General features: G+C 52.4%; 17 protein-coding genes and 2 riboswitches. Of the genes, 10 read left to right on the forward strand and 7 right to left on the reverse strand.

Going from position 1 to position 19,570, the window contains the following annotated elements; genetic code table 11:
• Positions 1-144: riboswitch (cyclic di-AMP (ydaO/yuaA leader) on the reverse strand.
• A gap of 387 nt (positions 145-531) precedes the next feature.
• The 3 genes from NSU01_RS00495 to NSU01_RS00505 all read right to left on the reverse strand — a co-directional run bounded on the left by NSU01_RS00495 (position 532) and on the right by NSU01_RS00505 (position 4,231).
• On the reverse strand, positions 532-960 hold the full coding sequence (locus tag NSU01_RS00495) for a C40 family peptidase (RefSeq protein WP_042140612.1): 429 nt from the start codon (positions 958-960) through the stop codon (positions 532-534).
• A 57-nt stretch (positions 961-1,017) separates the two neighbouring features.
• Positions 1,018-1,156, reverse strand: a riboswitch (cyclic di-AMP (ydaO/yuaA leader).
• 217 nt (positions 1,157-1,373) lie between these two features.
• Positions 1,374-2,171 (reverse strand): hypothetical protein, encoded by a 798-nt coding sequence (locus NSU01_RS00500; RefSeq protein WP_144026229.1) that lies wholly within the window; start codon positions 2,169-2,171, stop codon positions 1,374-1,376.
• 44 nt (positions 2,172-2,215) lie between these two features.
• Positions 2,216-4,231, reverse strand: a complete 2,016-nt coding sequence (locus tag NSU01_RS00505; protein WP_042132719.1) for a M1 family metallopeptidase — start codon at positions 4,229-4,231, stop codon at positions 2,216-2,218.
• 104 nt (positions 4,232-4,335) lie between these two features.
• Between NSU01_RS00505 and NSU01_RS00510 the strand changes: the two genes are divergently transcribed.
• Positions 4,336-4,842 (forward strand): YwhD family protein, encoded by a 507-nt coding sequence (locus NSU01_RS00510; protein ID WP_042132720.1) that lies wholly within the window; start codon positions 4,336-4,338, stop codon positions 4,840-4,842.
• A 93-nt stretch (positions 4,843-4,935) separates the two neighbouring features.
• Here the strand turns inward: NSU01_RS00510 and NSU01_RS00515 are convergent, their stop codons facing one another.
• From NSU01_RS00515 to NSU01_RS00525, 3 genes are all read right to left on the reverse strand, one after another.
• Positions 4,936-5,415: an AbrB/MazE/SpoVT family DNA-binding domain-containing protein gene (locus NSU01_RS00515; RefSeq protein ID WP_039303876.1), complete on the reverse strand. Its 480-nt coding sequence runs from the start codon at positions 5,413-5,415 to the stop codon at positions 4,936-4,938.
• 270 nt (positions 5,416-5,685) lie between these two features.
• A complete protein-coding gene (locus tag NSU01_RS00520) occupies positions 5,686-6,366 on the reverse strand; it encodes a DNA-3-methyladenine glycosylase (RefSeq protein WP_076248769.1) in 681 nt (226 codons plus the stop codon).
• A gap of 99 nt (positions 6,367-6,465) precedes the next feature.
• Positions 6,466-8,538, reverse strand: coding sequence for a PBP1A family penicillin-binding protein (locus tag NSU01_RS00525; protein ID WP_076248768.1), 2,073 nt, complete (start codon positions 8,536-8,538; stop codon positions 6,466-6,468).
• 222 nt (positions 8,539-8,760) lie between these two features.
• On the opposite strand from NSU01_RS00525, the gene NSU01_RS00530 reads away from it, so the two are divergent.
• From NSU01_RS00530 to argS, 5 genes are all read left to right on the forward strand, one after another.
• On the forward strand, positions 8,761-9,618 hold the full coding sequence (locus NSU01_RS00530; RefSeq protein ID WP_042132723.1) for a carbon-nitrogen hydrolase family protein: 858 nt from the start codon (positions 8,761-8,763) through the stop codon (positions 9,616-9,618).
• A gap of 15 nt (positions 9,619-9,633) precedes the next feature.
• A complete protein-coding gene (locus NSU01_RS00535; protein ID WP_076248767.1) occupies positions 9,634-10,302 on the forward strand; it encodes a GNAT family N-acetyltransferase in 669 nt (222 codons plus the stop codon).
• Between the two features lie 59 nt (positions 10,303-10,361).
• Entirely contained in the window at positions 10,362-11,030 is a 669-nt protein-coding gene (locus NSU01_RS00540) for a GNAT family acetyltransferase (protein WP_076248765.1), read from the forward strand.
• A gap of 116 nt (positions 11,031-11,146) precedes the next feature.
• A complete protein-coding gene (locus NSU01_RS00545) occupies positions 11,147-11,590 on the forward strand; it encodes a DUF1934 domain-containing protein (protein ID WP_042132726.1) in 444 nt (147 codons plus the stop codon).
• Positions 11,587-13,272, forward strand: a complete 1,686-nt coding sequence (argS, locus tag NSU01_RS00550; protein ID WP_076248762.1) for an arginine--tRNA ligase — start codon at positions 11,587-11,589, stop codon at positions 13,270-13,272. The genes NSU01_RS00545 and argS overlap by 4 nt, the downstream gene beginning before the upstream one ends.
• A 90-nt stretch (positions 13,273-13,362) precedes the next feature.
• Here the strand turns inward: argS and NSU01_RS00555 are convergent, their stop codons facing one another.
• Entirely contained in the window at positions 13,363-14,562 is a 1,200-nt protein-coding gene (locus tag NSU01_RS00555) for a S8 family peptidase (RefSeq protein ID WP_042132728.1), read from the reverse strand.
• Between the two features lie 420 nt (positions 14,563-14,982).
• Between NSU01_RS00555 and rpoE the strand changes: the two genes are divergently transcribed.
• The 4 genes from rpoE (at position 14,983) to fba (ending at position 19,353) form a co-directional block, all read left to right on the forward strand.
• Positions 14,983-15,546 (forward strand): DNA-directed RNA polymerase subunit delta, encoded by a 564-nt coding sequence (gene rpoE / locus NSU01_RS00560; protein WP_039309628.1) that lies wholly within the window; start codon positions 14,983-14,985, stop codon positions 15,544-15,546.
• Between the two features lie 408 nt (positions 15,547-15,954).
• Positions 15,955-17,562, forward strand: a complete 1,608-nt coding sequence (locus NSU01_RS00565) for a CTP synthase (RefSeq protein WP_039309630.1) — start codon at positions 15,955-15,957, stop codon at positions 17,560-17,562.
• A gap of 343 nt (positions 17,563-17,905) precedes the next feature.
• The gene (locus NSU01_RS00570; RefSeq protein WP_042132729.1) at positions 17,906-18,292 is read left to right on the forward strand and encodes a response regulator; all 387 of its coding nucleotides are present in this window, start codon (positions 17,906-17,908) and stop codon (positions 18,290-18,292) included.
• A 206-nt stretch (positions 18,293-18,498) separates the two neighbouring features.
• Positions 18,499-19,353 carry a class II fructose-1,6-bisphosphate aldolase gene (gene fba, locus NSU01_RS00575; protein ID WP_039309634.1) on the forward strand — a complete coding sequence of 285 codons (855 nt, stop codon included), beginning with the start codon at positions 18,499-18,501 and terminating at the stop codon, positions 19,351-19,353.
• Positions 19,354-19,570 lie beyond the last annotated feature (217 nt).

The following is a 19,570-nucleotide window of genomic DNA, read 5'->3' on the forward strand; positions in this document are numbered from 1 at the left end:
AATACCCCTTCCAAATGCCTACGAGGTTAGCTTAAGGGTTCGGTTGAAGGTCCCCTATGACCCCTCTTAGAATAGGAGGTCAATTCACCCAAAGTTGGTTCCCCCGTTTCCCTAAATCTTTAGGGAACTCGGCACGACTGTTGATTAGGATTAGCTGTTATTCAATACATGACAAAACCTTTGTTAAAAGCGATTCAATAATTACAAAAATGTTACTAAAAGCTCACTGCGATAATTGTAGCAAAGACTAGGGCGCTTGGCAATCACTTATAACATATTAATGCATTTTTTTTGCGTTTTTTAGAGTTATAGCTGCATAGAAAGACTCATATTTACGCAGCAGGTGAGCTATTGATGAATTTTTCTTTGGATTTGGGATAAAAAGGTGTTTCAGGGCCTGCAGATGAGTGTAAAAGGTAGAATAAGGAAAAGGAAAAACCCGGAAATGATTACGGCAATAATCAAAACCGGGCTCGTATAAGTTACATTTAGTTGTTAGAGGTACGAATATTCGAGGAAATGTTCAAGGGTTCAATCGTAAGCGACAGCTTGGTAGGCTGTTGTGCTCATCACTCTTTTAGCGCCAACGTAGCGGTTGGCCCAGTATGCCTGACTCAGCGAACTGATGGTTACACCACGCGAAGTGGAGGATTGTGCGAATTTGCCATTGCCGACATAAATACCGACATGGGAAACTCCGTTGCCCAGGGTATTGAAGAATACCAAATCACCGGAACGCAAATTACTCTTGGATACGGCTGTTCCAACGCTGTACTGTGCCTTAGAGGTGCGCGGCAGGGTAAGGCCGATACTCTTGAATACGTATTTGGTGAATCCGGAACAATCAAAGCCGCTGGTGCTGGTGCCCCCGGTTTTATATGACGTTCCAATGGTTTTTGAGATCACAGTATCCATTTTGGAATCTGCGAAAGCGCTGCCTGCCCCAAGTGTGAATACCATCACAAGACCCAGCGCTGCTGCGGTGCATTTCTTCTTAAAGTTCTGACTTCTCAAAAGATGTACTCCTTCCAAGGCCTGCGAGGTTAGCTTAAGGATTCGGTAGAAGGTTCCCCTATGACCCCTCTAAAGCGAGATCAATTCACCCAAAATATGGTTCCCCCACTCCCCGGTGCAGGGAATTCGGCGTTTTGTGCACCAGAATAGTGACATATCGACATAAGGTTAAAGGCTTCGGTTACATAGCTGCTTAATTCCATTTGAAAGATTACAAATTTGTTACTAGTAGTACAGGCATCATTGTACCAGAGGATTTACAGTTTTGCAAATCAACTTGTCGCAGCTGTAAACAAAAAAGAGTCATGCACCTCACCAGAGGGGCGATGACTCTTTTAGTATGCCGTTTTGGCGGCCGATTATTGTGGGAATGATTTACTGGACCAGAGATGATACTGCGCGGCTATGCCCCACATTTTGAATAGGGTGGACGGCAGTGGAGCTGCCTGGCGCAGGAGCAGGGCCGGGAGGCCGGGGCAGAAGAGCGCTGCAGCGCTGCAGAGGATCAGCGTCAGCAGACTTCCTGCGCCTATAATGACGGATATCCCGATGGAGTGGAGAAGCACCTTCAGACAGATCAGCAGCGAAGTGAACATGCCCGTGCCGGCGGTATAACCGAACTGCATATACAGCAGCAGCTTGCGGATAAGGAAGAGGTAGACGAGCCAGCCCAGCACATAAGGCACGAGCGTCAGCAGCAGCGGATAATCGAGAATGCCGTTCAGAAGCAGACGGTACATCTTCGGCAACAGCCAATAGAGCGGCAGAAGGGCCAGCGCCCATTCAACGAGACTGAACAGCAGTACAGGCAGACCATAACGCTTCATCCCGGGAAAAAAGAACAGTCCGCGCTCCCCGGCACGTTCCTGGTGAAGCTCGTGCAGCAGGCCCGCCCGGATAAAGGGGGAGAGCAGCAGCCGCAACACAGTCAGTGCCAAGAGCAGCCATAGCCATTGCCGGACGTCCGGGTCCGTGTGCAACGCAGCCTGCCCCTCAATATAATACAGCAGCCTGCCTATGCTACTGCCGCCGGCATTCGCATCCGGATAGCGCAGCAGTACCGGAACGACGGCGCTTTTAATGAATTTGTACATGAAGTAGCCCCAGAACAGCCGGTAGATAAATAGCAGAATCAGGATATAAAATTGCTCTTTCATGCTGTGCCAACCGCGGGTTATCGAAATTTTCACAATCCTTCACCTCACCAGACAAGAGTTCCGAGCAGGGTTTCAAGCAGTGTCGTCGCACTGAGCGTCCAGCGGGAAAGAGTATTGTGCTCAAGCTCCGCCATTCTGAAATTATTGAGATGCTTGCTCTCCAGCAGTATGGAATGTCCCGGATCAATCTCGGCGGAGACCAGAGGTGCTTTATACGATAATTCAAACGATGTTGTCTTCCCTTCGCCGTTCCAGTATTGCTGAACCGAGTACCCGTCCGAGAAAATAAATTTTACAGGGACATCCCCATAATGGCTGCCCTTGTTACTTACCTCAACTACAGCATCATATTGAATGCCTGCTCCGTTGCCGCCGTCCCGTTTAGCTGTGAGCCTGATGTCGTCTACTGCAAAATCAGGGGCTCCGCCGCTGTAGACGTACTGGTCAAAATAAGTCTGCCAGGATTGCTTGGTCACTTTCTCCACAATCTTCTGGAAGTCAGCGGTCGAGGGATGCTTGAAGCGGTATTTACGGGCATAGGCAGCGAGAATGGCATCCATGTTCTTGGCTCCTGCTAACCGTTCGATGTCACGGAGCACCAGCTTGCCCCGGATATAGACATTGCGCGTGTAGGCATCATCTCCGGTGTATTTCCAGGTCTCCAGATTGAGCGGCTGTGAGGAGGAGACCAGACTGGACTGCAGCGGGAGGCTTGAGGCAACGCCATATTCCTGCTCCATCAGCCGGTCTTCGGCATATGAGGTGAAGCTCTCGTCCAGCCACGCCTCCTCGAATTCATTGCTGGCGACCATGCCATAGAAATACTGGTGACCGATCTCATGGATCACGGTCCGTTCAAGCGAAGTGCCGGGCGATGCCTCGGCAGCACCGAAGGCAGTGATCAGCGTCGGATATTCCATCCCCCCGGCCCCATTGCCAGATTCAGGCGGGACTACAATGGATAAGGTGGAGTAAGGATACGGGCCATACCATTTGCTGAAGGCGGTCAGGGCAGCCTCTGCGGCCTGGAAGTAGCGCTCCTGAAGATCCTTATGCAGCGGGTCCAGATAGAGCTTGATCTTTACTCCGGGCACCTGCGGCGCGGAGAAGGCCTTCTCGGCAACCACAAAATCCGGCGATGCCGCCCAGGCGAAGTCATGAACATCATCTGCGTAGAACTGATAGATTTTGCGGTCCTGTACCAGCCGCGCGTTCTTCACCGGAAATCCGGTGGCGGCAACCTTGTAATCGGACGGGACGGAGATGGTTACATTGTAAATACCGAAGTCACTGTAGAACTCAGATGTGCCATGGTACTGATGCAGATTCCAGCCTTCCTCCTGTACTCCCCTTGTGCCAGCAGGCTCGTAGACGCTGAGCTTGGGAAACCACTGGCCGGCCATGACGAAGTTGCCGGCGGTTCCCATACGGGCGAATATTTTCGGCAGCTTGACCTCAAACTGGAGTTTGAGTGTTACGCTCTCACCACCGTTTACCGGCTGGGGCAGGTGGACCTTAAGCAGGGTCTTGTCATTCACATTGCCGTCGTCAGGCTGCACATACTGGGTGCGCTGCATTAGCGAAATCCCCTCGGAGGTCCGCAGATCCGTCAGCGTCAGGCTGCCGTATCCGCCCGCAGGCATGGAGTCGCCCCGGAGCGTTCCTCCGGATTCCTTCATAAAGGTTGTATTGCCGGAAGCGAATGCATTGGGGTAAAGGTGAAAATAGAGCTCTTGGACCGGTTTTTTGCCCGGATGGATCCAGGTCACCGTTTCGGAAGCTGCTAAGGTTCCCGTATCGGCCAGCAGCTGAACATCCATGTGGTATTCCACCACACGCTGGCTTAAAACCTCCGACACCGGAGGCGGAGTAATCTCCGGAAGAGTGGACTGCACAATTTGCTGCTGCGGCAGGACGGCGGGGGACTTGGCCTCTTTTGGGGCAGAGGCAGTCCATACGGCAGGGCTGTGCCCTGAAAGAAACCATATTCCGCCTCCAAGCAAGGTGAGAACAGCCAGAGCTGCGAAGATGAGGGTATACCTTAATGAATGTGGCTTCATACTGTGATTCCTCCCGTGACAAGCATCTACGGGATGTATATGTTTGCAATCGGCGCATTATTAGCTAAAATTAAATAATTAGTGAATGGAAAGGATGTGCACTTGTGGATAACGTACAACCAGAGGGCAAAAAGCAGATTGCCTTGAATATTGTGAATGCCAAGAGTAAGCATAAAGGCTTCGGGGCAGGCTCCATTGATCTGGGTAATGTATCGCCTGTTATTATTGATCAAGGTATCGCCGTTATCGATATCGGTGCCATGCATGCCAAGAGCAAAGTGGAGAAGGGGATTAAGTTCTCCGTGAACCGTGAGGATGTACCGGAAGGAAGACAGGTCTGGGTGGTCTGGGTTGCTGTGGACCGTACACCGGAGGGCCAGTTCTACGGCGGAATTACCGCCTGTGAGATGTGGATTGATTCCGAAGCCCGCCGGGGCTGGAAGATTCTTGCCGATCATGTCAATAAGCTGGATGCAGCCCTGAAACGGAAGATTATTGTGGAGGGACTTGGGTCTACGGAGCGGAATGCGCTGAAATCATTGCTGATCGCACATAATGAAGAGTGGTGGGCCGCTTCGCCTGACGAGCTGAAAGCGGCATTGTCGGAGTAGTAAGCTGAACGAACATGCATATCAAAAAACAAGGCTTGGCTCTCTGTTAGCAGAGGGCCAAGCCTTATGTATAAGATGATGGGATATGCGCTGCTACGGAGTCACTCTGCCGGCAGTATTTAGCTTGCGCTTCAACTGGCTTACTCTGGCCTGGCTGATTCCGAGCACCTCGGCAAGCTCCTTCTGGTTGGCATAGGGGTGGTCCTCCATCGCTTTCTCCAGACGCTGGCTCATTTCCTCCGTCTTCGTTCTCCGTCCACTGCGGACAGGTTCGGCGTTCTCCTCTGCAGGGCCTGGAGAGATTGTGATCTCTTCAGATCCGCGCCCGGGGTCGCTCAGCTCTTTGAGGCAGGTATTGCAAATGAATTGATCTTTATAGTAGGTTACATGATCAAGGCTTCTGCAAAATGTGCATTCTGTGGAGGTGTACTTTCTGAGGACGATAATTTCCTCATTCAGAATAAAAAACTCGATGGGATCCCCAATGTCAATATTTCGTGTCATGCGGATTTCTACGGGAACCACAATTCTACCAAGACTGTCTAAACTCCGGATCATGCCTGTATCTTTCATCCCATGTCCCTCATTTACATCTTTATATTTTTTGTGGATATCTCTGATTATAGCAGTAATTGTAAGTTTAGAGAACGGGGAAAGCGCATACAAATTATGTTGTTTCTTGTCGCTTATACGGGAAATAGCCCGTTTTACGGCGCAGGAGAGGGTACGGGGCCGAAAAAATATAAAACCTCTCCCTTCGGGTAATCCCAAGGGAGAGGTTTATTAGGGTTCTCTATTTTTTACCCAAATTAGCACAGCCGAAACAGCGGAATGAAACTATCTTCAGGTGAGGATAACCGGCTGCGCATCCGTGCTGCTGACCGAGACATAGGGATTGCCCCGGAGATAGAAACGCCAAGGCTTCAGCGCGTATTCTTCTGCATAGGGAATATTGATGCGCGGAGCCTGGACAATATCCAGAGATTCCGGGGCTTCACCTTGCTCCAGCCATATTGGCCCCCCGCGGAGATCAAGCCTGGCCATGTTGAGGCTTTTGTCTATCCTCAGTGCCCGGCACAGCTTGCCCGGGCCGCCGGACAGATCCGAAGGCTTCCGGACAGCAATTCCCCGGTATGCAGCCATAAGCTCCGCGTCCCTGGCGGTAAGCGGCTCCACTGCACGGATCAGGACCGCATGCGGTTCGTCTTCAGCAGCGGTAACCACATTGAAGCAATAGTGCATCCCGTAGATCAGGTATACATACGTAGCGCCTCCGGCACTGAACATTACTCCTGTACGGGTTGTCCGCCGCCCTCCGTAGGCATGACTCCCTTTGTCTTCAGCGCCGCCGTAGCCTTCAGTCTCAACAATACGGCAGCGGATATCACCGTCTTCGGTGCGCCGGACGAGATGCTGGCCCAGGAGGCGCGGAGCTGCCTCTACTGCCGCAAGCGCATAGAGTTCAGGCGGAAGCAGCCGCTGCGGGGCGCAATGGTCCGGTTCGCCTGAAGAATTCAGCTTCATGAATGGTTGACACCTTCCTGCGGCGGACTAACGCTTAAGAGAGCGCCTTGCCGGGCTCATCCCATCGTAACGCAAGTCTCCGGCGGCAGCAATGCCGGATCAGTTCATCCACCAGCGTTTGATGTCATTCCATAGCGAATGGTCCTCCTTGACAGGCTCGGCAATCTCAGGGTTGCTCCCATCCGGGGGAGCATCGGTGCCGGAGGCGGCATGCTGGTCGCAGTACTCAGTAGGCTCAGTGCCGCTGATGAAGGTCGTAAGCTCCTTCTCCGGACAGGCTGCTGTAGCCAGCTTGCCGGACTGTGGATTGATATATACGCTGACCACGCCATCGGGAATCGGGAAAATCTTCGGCGGTACATTCTCCAGCGCTTTTTCCGTAAACTGCGCAAAGATAGGCGCTGCACGTCTTCCATCAGCGGTGGCAATATCCCGGCCCTTGTCGTAACCTACCCAGACCGCAGTAGAGAGCTCAGGAGTGAAGCCCACCATCCAGCCGTCTGTGTCGGTAGTGCCTGTTTTGCCGGCGACCGGGCGTTTGATCATCGAGGCTACGCGGTTACCCGTTCCTCCGCTCTCAAATACGCCTTCCATCAGCCGGGTCAGCACATAAGCGGCGGCCGGTTCTACCACAGACTGCCCTTGAGGCTGCGGAGCTTCATATAGAAGGTGTCCGCCCGCATCTGTAATTTTCAGAATTGCGGTAACAGGCTGCTTAACTCCGCCATTGCCGATAACTGCGAAGGCGGAAGCCATCTCCAGCGGACTGACAGGGGAAGTGCCGAGCGCCAGAGACGGGACACTTTGCAGCGGACTGTTGATTCCCATAGCAGCAGCCATAGCGGCCACCTTGTCCGCGCCAATCTTCATAATTGTATTTACGGCATAAATATTGTCGGAAGCGGCAATCGCCTGCTTCATGTTGATCTCACCGAGATACTTATCGCCGAAGTTGCGGGGCTGATAGGTTTTGCGGTTGTTGTCATAGTGGAACAGTGTCGGCTGGCTGTTGAAGACAGACAACCCTGTCATCTCCTTGGAAGACAGCGCGGATAAATACATAATCGGTTTAAAAGAAGAACCGGGCTGGCGTGTGGTAGCCAGGGCATGATTATACGCGCTCGAACGGTAATTGGTCCCTCCAACCATGGCCTTCACATAGCCGGTACGGGGGTCAATGGACACCAGGGCAGTTTCCAGCTCGCTACTATGGTCCATTCCCTGATCCACGGCCTCTTCCGCAGCCCGCTGCATATCCGGATCAAGTGTCGTGTAGACATTCAGCCCGCCCTGATCCAGTTCGTCACTGCTGATATGAAGACTGTCTATAACGAGGCTGCGCACGTAATCGCGGAAATAAGGAGCGGCTACAGTGGTATCCTTCTGCCCCTGCGGCTTGAAGGTCAGCTTCTCCCTGGCGGCGGCCTCCGCCTGCGATTCCGTGATATCCCCTACATCGACCATGGCTGCCAGAATGATACCCTGCCGCTTAACAGCACTATCCAGGTGCGTGTAGGGCGAGTAATAGGTGGGGCCTTTGGGAACTCCGGCCAGCAGTGCGCTCTCCGCCAGATCCAGGTCAGCGGCTGGTTTGCCGAAGTACATTTGGGCAGCGGCTTCAATACCATAGGCGCCGTGACCATAATAGATTTCATTTAGATACATGTTCAGAATCTCGTCTTTGCTGTATTTCATCTCCAGCTGGAGGGTGTAGAGAGCCTCCTTGCTCTTGCGGGTCCAAGTTTTCTCATGGGTCAGGTACAAATTACGCGCAAGCTGCTGGGTTAGTGTACTGGCCCCTTGCGTACGCCCTCCTGCCTGCAGGTTGGCGAGCACCGCTCTGCCCATTCCTTTGAGGTCAAAGCCGGCATGACTATAGAACTTACGGTCCTCTACAGCCAGAGTGGCCTTGATGAGCAGCGGAGAGATTTGTTTAAGTTCCACAGGATCACGGCTGCGTCCGTCAGTAGTGAAGGTAGTCAGTACATTGCCCCTGGAGTCAAGCAGTCTGGAGCGGATATCATCCCCTAGAGGAGGTAGCGGTTTCTGATATAGGAACCCAAGCAGGACTCCGGCGCCCGCCAGGAACAGCAGGACAGAGAAGAGCATCAGCCGGAAGAGCCGGCGGAGGCGGCGTTTCGGGACTTTGGGTGCAGTAGAATCGCGCGGCATAACATCAGGCTCCTTCTATTTCATGCAGAAACGGCCGGGTTACCACTTAATAAGTGGGCGGAGGCGTCTCTGCTGGTATTCTCCATTATGGGGAAGGAATAGAGGAGATATTCATGCGGCGGCACGCAGCATCTCCATTCTGTGTGATTTTGTGATCTGTTATGGTAAAATTTTAGTTACTTTATGAATGCACGCCATATCACGTATAGGAGGATTGCCGCCATGGCTATTCGCGTATCCGCTGTACAATATCATTTGCATACCATTTCCTCCTTCGCGGAGTTTGCCGCCCGGTGCGAGCACTATATAAGGACTGCCGGGGAGTACGGAGCTGAATTCATCCTGTTCCCTGAATTTCTGACGACACAGCTGATGTCCATAGGCAATGAACAGGGAGAAGCGCTCGGTATAGAGGATCTGCCGCAGTTCACAGAACGTTACCGGGAGATGTTCTCCGGCTATGCCAGGAAATATGCTGTACATATTATCGGGGGCACCCATGTGCTGCGCCGGAACGATAAGCTCTATAATGTAGCTCACCTGTTTTACCCGGACGGAAGAATTGCCGAGCAGGCCAAGCTTCATATCACACCAGCTGAAGTTGAGGGCTGGAATATGGGCGCTGGTGAAGGACTGGAGGTATTCCAGACAGACAAAGGGACCATTGCCATGCTAACCTGCTATGATATCGAATTTCCGGAGATTGTACGCATGGCCCGGGCCAAGGGTGCGGATGTGATCTTCTGCCCTTCCTGTACAGATGACCGTCATGGCTTCCACCGGGTGAGGTATACGAGCCATGCCCGTGCCATTGAGAATCAGGTATACGTTGTACTGACAGGCACTGTGGGCTCGCTGCCTACCGTGGATCTGATGCGCGCCAATTTTGGGCAAGCGGCAGTCATTACGCCTAATGATATTCCCTTCCCTCCGCAGGGCCTGCTGGCCGAGGGGGAAATAGGCGGGGATATGATCATCACTGCCGATCTGGATCTGGAGCTGCTGTACCGCGTCCGTGAGCACGGATCTGTAACTACGTGGCGCGACCGCCGGACAGATCTGTACACGGACTGGACCTAAGGGGGAAGAAAGGGAATGTATTACAAGAGCTTCTACGCTTTTGAAGGTAAAACCCCGGTGCCTGCGGTAATCCGCAGCTATACGGAGGCCGATTTCGCGGAACTGGTCACGATTCAGTCCGAAGCCTTTCCGCCGCCCTATCCTGCAGAGCTGTGGTGGAACCGGGAACAGCTGCTGAATCATGTAACGCTTTTCCCGGAAGGGGCACTGTGTGCAGAGGTGAACGGAGAACTGGCCGGCTCGGTAACGGGACTCAAAATCCATTATGATCCGGAGACACCGGCCCTTCATCATACCTGGTCGGAAGTTACGGATGACGGGTATCTCACTACACATCAGCAAAATGGGAATACGCTGTATATTGCCGATCTGTGTGTCCGCCCCAAATACCGCAAGCTTGGACTGGGCAAGGAGCTGGTACAGGCGTTGTATCATGCTGTAGTGGAGCAGAAGCTGGAACGGCTGCTGGGAGCCGGGCGGATGCCGGGCTATCATCTAATGGCCGCCCGGATGCCGGCGGAAGCGTATCTGGCCGGAGTAGTGGCCGGTAGCTGGTCTGATCCGGTCATTACTTTTCTGCTGCGCTGCGGGCGTGTACCGGTCGGCGTTGTAGCGGATTATCTGGAAGATGAGGAATCGGGAAATTACGCAGCGCTTATGGAATGGCGGAATCCTTTTCTATAAGTTTCTCTAAAAGTTTCTATAATAGTAACTACAACCGGTATTGGAGGAGAGCCCTTACTATGGAATATAGAAGGATTACAAATGTAGCCGATCCTTTGTTCAGACAAGTACATCAGCTGCTGTCCGAAGTATTTCCACCCGAGGAAGTGCTGGAATACAGCTTATGGAAGGAACCCTTGGAGGATCCCGGCATTCGTGTGTTCACCGCAGTGCATGAAGGTACAGTTGTCGGCACCACGGAATACCGTTACTATGCGGACTGGAATGTGGCGATGACCGATTTCACTATAATTGGCCGGGAGGGGCTGGGCGTAGGCCGCTTTCTGGCACAGCACCGGCTGAAGGATCTGCAGAAGCTGGCGGCTGACAATGGCAGGGAGCTGTTCGGAATGTTCGCCGAGATTTATGATCCTTACCGGGTAGAGCATGACTTCGGGGGGATTAAGCCGATGGACCCGTTTGTGCGCCGCGAAGTGCTGTCGCATCTGGGGTATAAGCGGGTCGATTTTCCGTATGTCCATCCTTCCTGGCAGGGTGACGGGGAGGCGGTATCCGGTCTGGATCTATGCTTTATGCCCGGAAATGAAGAGCTGGAGGAGATCGGGGCGCCGCTCGTTGCTGATTTTCTGACCCGTTATTACGCAGTGCTGGAAGATAAGCCGGAGTCGTGGACCTCCATGGTGGAGCAGCTTAGAAGCAGAGAGCACTTGGCGCTGCTGCCGCTGTAATTATTTTTGCCGGAGAAATAGCCATTGAACTACTCTTCCGGATCAGGATATAGTGTACAATGGGAAAGCGAATATGACCTTAATGAATATTAGTATGAATAAGTGAGGAACGTGCAATGACTGAAGGACAGCAAGGCAAATATGCCGTTAGCGTAACGCTGGAAAGCGTGCAGGGCGGTGAGCGGAGTGTGGTGCAAAGCGCAGGGGAAGCCATTATGAAAGGGCAATTCCTGTATATCCGCTATGAAGAAACGCAGCCAGGCCCTCAGGGCGGTGAAGTTTCTGTGCGCAACACCCTGAAGATTTCGGACAGTGGAATCAAGCTAATCCGCCATGGCGGTGTCCAGTCGGAGCAATCCTTTGAGCCGGGCCAGCGTCTGCCGGGGTTCTACCGCTCGCCTTATACACAGTTTAATCTCATCACCGATACCCGGAAGCTCAACATCATACGCGCCGGAAGGAAGCTTGCGGTTACATGGGAGTACGACTTGTACGTTTATGATGAGTTATCAGGACAGTTCGCTATAAGTTTGAATATACAGGAGGAACCACAATCATGACACAAAGTTTAAATCCGCTTCAGCTAGCCAATGAACGGGTGAAAGAGGCTATTGCCGAGGCTATCGTAGCTGCCGGCCTGGTGTCCCGGGAAGAGCTTCCGGCTATCGTGCTGGAAGTACCCAAAGACAAGGCGCATGGAGATATGGCTACGAATGCCGCTATGCAGCTTACCAAAATTGCCAAACGCAATCCGCGGCAAATCGCTGAGGCCATTATCGAGCACCTGGATACCGGCAGCGCTTCTATTGAGAAGGCGGAAATTGCCGGTCCGGGGTTTATCAACTTCACGTTATCCAAAAGCTATCTGTATCCTGTTATTGCCCTCGTTGCCGAGCAGGGTGACGATTATGGCCGCGTAGAGATCGGTAAAGGGCAGAAGGTGGAAGTGGAATTCGTCAGCGCGAATCCTACAGGCAGCCTGCACTTGGGCCATGCCCGCGGAGCAGCTGTCGGGGATGCGCTCTGCAACGTGCTGGATTACGCCGGTTACAAGGTAACGCGCGAGTACTATATTAACGACGCCGGTAACCAGGTCGCCAATCTGTGCAAATCGATCGAGACCCGTTACCTGCAGGAGCTGGGCCAGCCGGCTGAGATGCCGGAGGACGGCTATCACGGGGAAGATATCAAAGGCTTCGCCAAAGAGCTGGTTGCTGAGAAGGGTGACTCCCTGCTTGCAATGACCCCGGGCGACCGCGCTGCGTTCTTCCGCACCTATGGTCTTGCCAAGGAACTGGACAAAATCAAACGCGACCTCAGCCGTTTCCGGGTCAACTTCGATATCTGGTTCAGCGAAACCTCCCTGTACGAGAACGGTGAAGTGCTGCGTTCGCTTGACGAGCTCCGGGAACGCGGTGAAGTATATGAAGAAGAAGGCGCCACCTGGCTGCAGACCACCAAATACGGCGACGACAAAGACCGCGTGCTGATCAAGAATGACGGTACATACACGTACCTCACACCGGATATTGCCTACCATAGCGACAAATACGGCCGCGGCTACGACAAAATGATTAACATCTGGGGAGCTGATCACCACGGCTACATTCCGCGGATGAAGGCCGCCATGTCGGCGCTGGGCAATGATCCCGAGAAGCTGGTCGTGCTGATTGCCCAAATGGTCAGCCTGTTCCAGAATGGCGAGAAGGTCAAAATGTCCAAGCGTACCGGCAAGGCCGTAACGATGGAAGACCTGATGGAAGAAGTTGGCCTTGACGCCATCCGTTACTTCTTCACGATGCGCAGTATGGATTCTCATCTGGACTTTGACATGGATCTGGCGATTTCGACATCTAATGAGAACCCCGTATTTTATGTCCAGTATGCACATGCGCGCATTTGCAGCATTTTCCGCCAGGCAGAAGAGCAGGGCATTGTGCTGCCGGATACTGGCGACATTGACTACAGCAAGCTGACCGCTGTTCATGAATACGACCTGCTCCGCAAAATCGGTGAGCTGCCGGCGGAAATTACGATTGCTGCCGAAGGTTATGCACCGCACCGCCTGGTCCGTTACGTGTATGATCTGGCTTCGCTGTTCCACAGCTACTACAAGGCAGAGCGCGTAATCACCGAGGACGCCGCTCAGACTGTAGCCCGTCTTGCCCTGCTGGGCGCGGCGCGGACGACGATTGCCAACGTCCTGCGTCTGGTTGGCGTTACCGCACCGGACCGGATGTAACCATAGCATGATGCAAAGCGCCGCCCCCGGTAACAGGGGCGGCGCTTTTTAGCATGGGCTTGCTGGCTGAGGCGGCATCACCGCCGCATGCTAAGCCTTCGCCGCTGCTGCGGCTTTGGCGGTGCTGCTGCTGCCGCTGCTGCGCCGTGCCCGGGCGCCTGCGCGCAGCAGGCGCAGCGCATCGGCCGCGCCGCCGCCCAGGGAGGCGCGGCGCTGGCCCTTGCGCAGCCGCACCGGCGAGGCTGTGCGGCGCAGGAGCAGCTTCAGCTCGCGGGGCGACAGCCCCGGCCGCAGCGCGAGCAGAAGGGCCGCGGCACCGGTGACATGCGATGTCGCCATAGAGGTGCCGCTCATTTCTTTATACCCCTCCCGCAGCCAGCAGGAGGGGATGCCCTCGCCCGGACCGTATACGTCGATATACGGTCCGCGGTTGCTGAAGGCGGCGACGCGCTGCCTTCTGTCAAGGGCGCCTACGGCAATAGTCTCCGGATAGCGCGCGGGGTAATCCCCGCCGCGCTTGCCGTCGTTGCCGCTGGAGGCGATGATGGCGATCCCGGCCCGGTAGGCCTTGATCACCACATCATGCAGGGCCTTGCTTCTGTTTTTCATCCCGAAGCTCATATTAATGATATCGATCTTGTTCTGCACGCACCAATCGATGCCCAGGACAATATCAGACACATAGGCAGAGCCGCTGTGGTCAAAAGCCTTGACCGGATAGATCAGCGCCCTGGGGGCTACGCCCATCATGCCGCGCGTCCCTCCGGCTGCAGCCAGGGTGCCGGCAATATGTGTGCCGTGGCCATTGTCATCGAGCGGCATCATACCGCGGTTCAGCAGATTGACCCCGGAAGCGAGGGAATGCTTCAGATCGGGATGGCGGAAGTCCACGCCCGTATCGATGACGCCGATCTTCACATGAACTCCCGTAGATTTGGACCAGGCCTGCGGGGCGTGAATCGACTTGACCCCCCAGGGCATCATGGCAGAACCGCTTTTATCCGGTGCCACGGAGTGAACCTGAATCCGGTGATCTTCTTCTATACATAGGGAATCAGCATAACGGTCCATCAGCTTTCCTGCTCCGGCGGCGGGCACGAAGAAGGCCCGGATCAGCGTAGATACCTGAACCTGCCGCAGCCCCGGCGTTTTGGTCTTAAGTGATTTCCACTGGGATAGCGCTCCGGCATACATGCGGGGATCGTTGAAGGTCACAATACGCCGCTGGGCATTTGTGGGGGCAGCCTTAATCTCTTCAAGCAGCATCTGCCAAAATCCGTAATAATCCATAAGTTACGCCGTCCCCTCCTCGGTGCCGTGCTGCCATATAGTATGAAAAGAGGCAGACGTCCGAATGGGAACTTGCCCTTTTTTAGCGAAATGGGCTGCCCATCGTGTCAAAAGGCGGAGGATTACATAAAATGAACAGAAGGGAACCGCAAGGCCCCTTTGCAACATCCCGTAAGGAGCCGATCCTTGGCGTGGATACAGTCATGTGCGGAGGGTTTCCCTCCGCCTTTTTGAATTTAGGGGAATCATTTGGGTTACATAGAGGTTACGGATAATCAGCCCTCCTGCGTTTTCCCGCAGAAGCGGGTGTATTAGACTTGCAATTTGCACGCAAATAGGTTTTACTTAGGTTTGTTAATGGATATCATGAATTAAGCATGATTTGTAATGTGAACAATGCGTGAGAGGAAGTGTCCTTTAGTGAGTACGCCACTCAATTTAAAGCTGGACCCTGAGAAAGTTAAAGAAATACCGATGGTCGACCTGGCTTTCCTGGTGCTTAAGGCAGCCAATACGCCTTACTACTACCGTGATCTGATGGTCGAGGTAGCCAAGCTGCGCGGGATGACCGATCAAGAGAGCCAAGATACTATTGCACAGTTATATACCGAGATTAACATTGACGGGCGTTTTGCCTGTGTCGGAACCAACCTTTGGGGCCTGAAACGCTGGTACCCGCTGGAACGCTCCGATGATCCTGTCGGCAACACCAAACGCGTACGTATCATCAACGATGAGGACGACGATTTGGAAGATGACGACTTTGCCGAAGAAGAAGAGAATTACGCTGCGGAGGAAGAGGATTTCGATGCGATTGATGAAGATCGCGACGACCTCTATTCTGACGACGACAGCGAAGAGGAAGTTGACGAAGATGTTGTCATTGATGAAGATGACATTGACGAAGACGAAGCGGATGAGGAAGATTCCGAAGACGGCGAAGAAGACGAAGCCGATGATGAGGAAGAGGACGAGAAATTTTAGAATAGTCTTTCCGGCGGTGTAATTCGTCCCTTGACAGGGGCAGGACCGTCAGAGTAAACTATTGCATGGGCTTATAATGAAAGTTAATATGTTTTCTAAAATAAAAAGTGCCCCGGGTCTACGGGTGTCACTTTTTTGTTTTTTTAAAAGATAAGAATTAATATGCTTCGCGCAATCAATGTTCCTTATCTTTCTCGCTGAAACGGTGCCGTCCTTTAAAGGACGGCAAAGCCGTTTCTACTTGAATGCCAAAAAACTGCGGTTTTCCGTAATTCTGGGGACTCTGGTCTTAAGTTTTGGCGGTTCTGAAGCAACTTTTGGGTTCCCCGGTTTGATGATGGAAAAAAGGGTTACGATAAACAACAAGCGTCCCCTGAATTTCTGGACTTTATTTAGGAGGGTTTTACAGTGACAAAGTATATTTTTGTAACGGGTGGCGTTGTGTCGTCCCTTGGCAAAGGCATCACCGCCGCTTCGCTGGGCAGGCTGCTCAAGAACAGAGGTCTGAAAGTAACGATCCAGAAATTCGATCCTTACATCAACGTAGACCCTGGAACTATGAGTCCTTATCAGCACGGGGAAGTGTTTGTAACCGATGATGGTGCGGAGACTGACCTGGACCTTGGGCATTATGAACGGTTTATTGATATCAATTTGTCGAAGAACAGCAACGTAACCACAGGTAAAATTTATTCCTCCGTTATCAGCAAAGAGCGCCGCGGGGAATATTTGGGCGGCACCGTTCAGGTTATCCCGCATATTACGAATGAAATCAAGGAACGGGTATTCCGCGCTGGCCGTGAGACCGGTTCGGATGTGGTCATTACGGAGATTGGCGGTACTGTAGGGGACATCGAGAGCTTGCCGTTCATGGAAGCGATCCGTCAGATCAAGAGTGACATCGGCCGTGAGAATGTCATGTACATTCATGTTACGCTGATTCCTTACATCAAGGCTGCAGGCGAAGTGAAGACGAAGCCGACACAGCACAGTGTAAAAGAGCTGCGCAGCATCGGAATTCAGCCGAATGTGATCGTGTGCCGTACGGAGTATCCTTTGACCGATGATATGAAGGCCAAGCTTGCTTTGTTCTGCGATATTGATAAGAATGCCGTTGTGGAATGCCGCGACGCTTCAACACTGTATGAAGTTCCGCTTAACCTGCGCGACGAAGGCTTGGACGAGATTGTAGTCAACCACCTGAAGCTGACTACTCCTGCGCCGGATATGCGTGAATGGGAGAGCATGCTGGAACGGATTCAGAAGCTGGAACGTACCGTTGAGATCGCTATTGTCGGTAAATATGTAGCGCTTCATGATGCTTATTTAAGCGTTGTAGAGTCACTGTCGCATGCCGGGTTTGCCTCCAATGCCGAAGTGAAACTCCGGTGGGTGGATGCAGAGCTGGTTACGGATGAGAATGTGGACGAGCTGCTGGGCGGCATCGGCGGCATTCTGGTTCCGGGCGGCTTCGGCGACCGCGGGATCGAAGGCAAAATTTCGGCTATCCGCTATGCGCGTGAGCAGTCCATTCCGTTCTTCGGGATTTGCCTGGGTATGCAGGTGTCTGTGATTGAGTACGGCCGTTCCGTGCTCGGAATGACCGGTGCGAACAGCTCCGAGATCGATCCGGCTACCGCGTATCCGCTGATTGACCTCTTGCCTGAACAGAAGGATATTGAGGATATGGGCGGCACCATGCGCCTCGGACTGTATCCTTGCAAGCTTTCCCCTGGTTCATTGGCGATGTCCTGCTATGATGATGAACTGGTCTATGAACGCCACCGTCACCGGTATGAGTTCAATAACGCTTACCGCGATGAGATGGAGAAGGCAGGTCTGGTCTTCTCCGGAACCTCCCCTGACGGCCGTCTGGTTGAGATTGTTGAGCTGCCGGGTCACCCTTGGTTCCTGTCCGTGCAATTCCATCCGGAATTCACTTCACGTCCGAACCGTCCGCAGCCGCTGTTCCGTGAATTTGTCAAAGCATCGCTTACCCATTCCGAACAGCTGTAATAATTATCTTCAGGGCCTTCCGGTCCTGCGGGAGCCTCCTTACGGGGGCTTTCTTTTTTGGAGATGAAGGAAATATACATTTTACACTAAACTTTATTCTTCTATTTTCTCTTGTTATAGGTCTCATTTATGATATCTCCCAAATTACAAGGGGACTGTACTACCGCTTTTTAACTGGAAATACACCTTTATATGGCATAGATTTACGCATTTTAACCAATTAGCAGGATTTTGGCTACAAAGCACGAATAATAGGTTTCGTATAGACTAAGTTGAAGCGGGGCCGTTAGCTGTGAGAGGGCGCGGTATAGACAATCTGCCTTAAATTCTGGGAGGGTATCGTATGGAAAAAAAGAAAGTATTAATTGTCGATGATCAGAATGGAATCCGGATTCTCCTCATGGAAGTGTTTAATAGTGAAGGTTATGCCACCTTTCAGGCAGCTAACGGAAAATTGGCACTCGAGATCGTCAAGAACGAATCGCCGGATATGGTTCTGCTCGATATGAAAATCCCGGGGATGGACGGACTGGAGATCCTCAAGCATTTGAAGGAGCTGAACCCGGCGATTAAAGTGATTATGATGACGGCTTACGGGGAACTGGACATGATCAAAGAAGCGACCAAGCTGGGAGCCCTGATGCATTTCACCAAGCCGTTTGATATCGATGAGATGCGGGTTGCCGTTAATATGCATCTGCACAATAAGTCGGTTGATCAATGCAGCTAGCTTAGAAATGAACAGTTTGGGTAAGTCCTGTTATGGATACGCTAAAGAGGGAAAGTCCCGCAGGAATATGGGCTGGCTGAATATCGTCCCACCGGGACATTTTTTTGTGTATCCTATTTAGTATTTGACACAGGATGTGCTATAATAGGCCTGTATGTGATGTCGGCTTATATAAGCAACTCAAACATTTTAGGAGGATTGAAACCATGCCATTAGTATCTATGACAGACATGTTAACCAAAGCACTTGAAGGAAAATATGCAGTTGGCCAGTTCAACATCAATAACCTGGAGTGGACTCAAGCGATTCTTGGTGCAGCAGAAGAAGAGAAATCACCAGTAATCCTTGGCGTATCCGAAGGTGCAGCTCGTCACATGGGCGGCTTCTACACTGTTGTTAAGATGGTTGAAGGTCTTATTCATGACATGAAAATTACCGTTCCTGTAGCAATCCACTTGGACCACGGTTCAAGCTTTGACAAATGTAAGGATGCAATCGATGCCGGATTTACTTCCGTAATGATCGACGGCTCCCACCACCCAATCGACGAGAACATTGAAATGACCAAGAAGGTCGTTGAATATGCTCATGCTAAAGGTGTTTCTGTAGAAGCTGAAGTTGGTACTGTAGGCGGACAGGAAGATGACGTTATCGGCGGCATCCAATACGCTGACCTTAACGAATGCGTACGCATCGTTAAAGAAACCGGCATCGACACTTTGGCTCCGGCACTGGGTTCCGTACATGGTCCTTACCTGGGCGAACCGAACCTTGGATTCAAGGAAATGGAAGAAATTCGTGATGCAGTTAACCTTCCGCTCGTACTTCACGGCGGTACTGGTATTCCTGTACATGACATTCAGAAGTCCATCTCCCTGGGTACTTCCAAGATCAACGTAAACACTGAGAACCAAATCGCGTTTGCCAAAGTAGTCCGCGAAGTTCTGGCTGCTAAACCGGATGCTTACGATCCGCGTACATTCATCGCACCAGGCCGCGAAGCCATCAAACAAACCGTTATTGGCAAAATCCGTGAATTCGGATCCAGCAACAAAGCGTAATTTTAACTCTGCCGCGTAACGGGACAGGTTATTTCCTGCTGTCCCGCCTGCATATCTTTATCAGAAGAGTGCACCGCATAGCCGGTGTCCTTCCGGTAAAGTCATTTCAGATTTCCTCAGAAACGGGTGCCGTCCTTAAGTTAGGGCGGCGCAGCCGTTTCTTCTTCTAATCACCATGTCACCACAAGCCACAGCTGGTATTGCCAGAACAAGCCGC

The sequence above is a fragment of the Paenibacillus sp. FSL H8-0259 genome (assembly GCF_037963255.1).
Lineage (GTDB): Bacteria > Bacillota > Bacilli > Paenibacillales > Paenibacillaceae > Paenibacillus_AQ > Paenibacillus_AQ phytohabitans.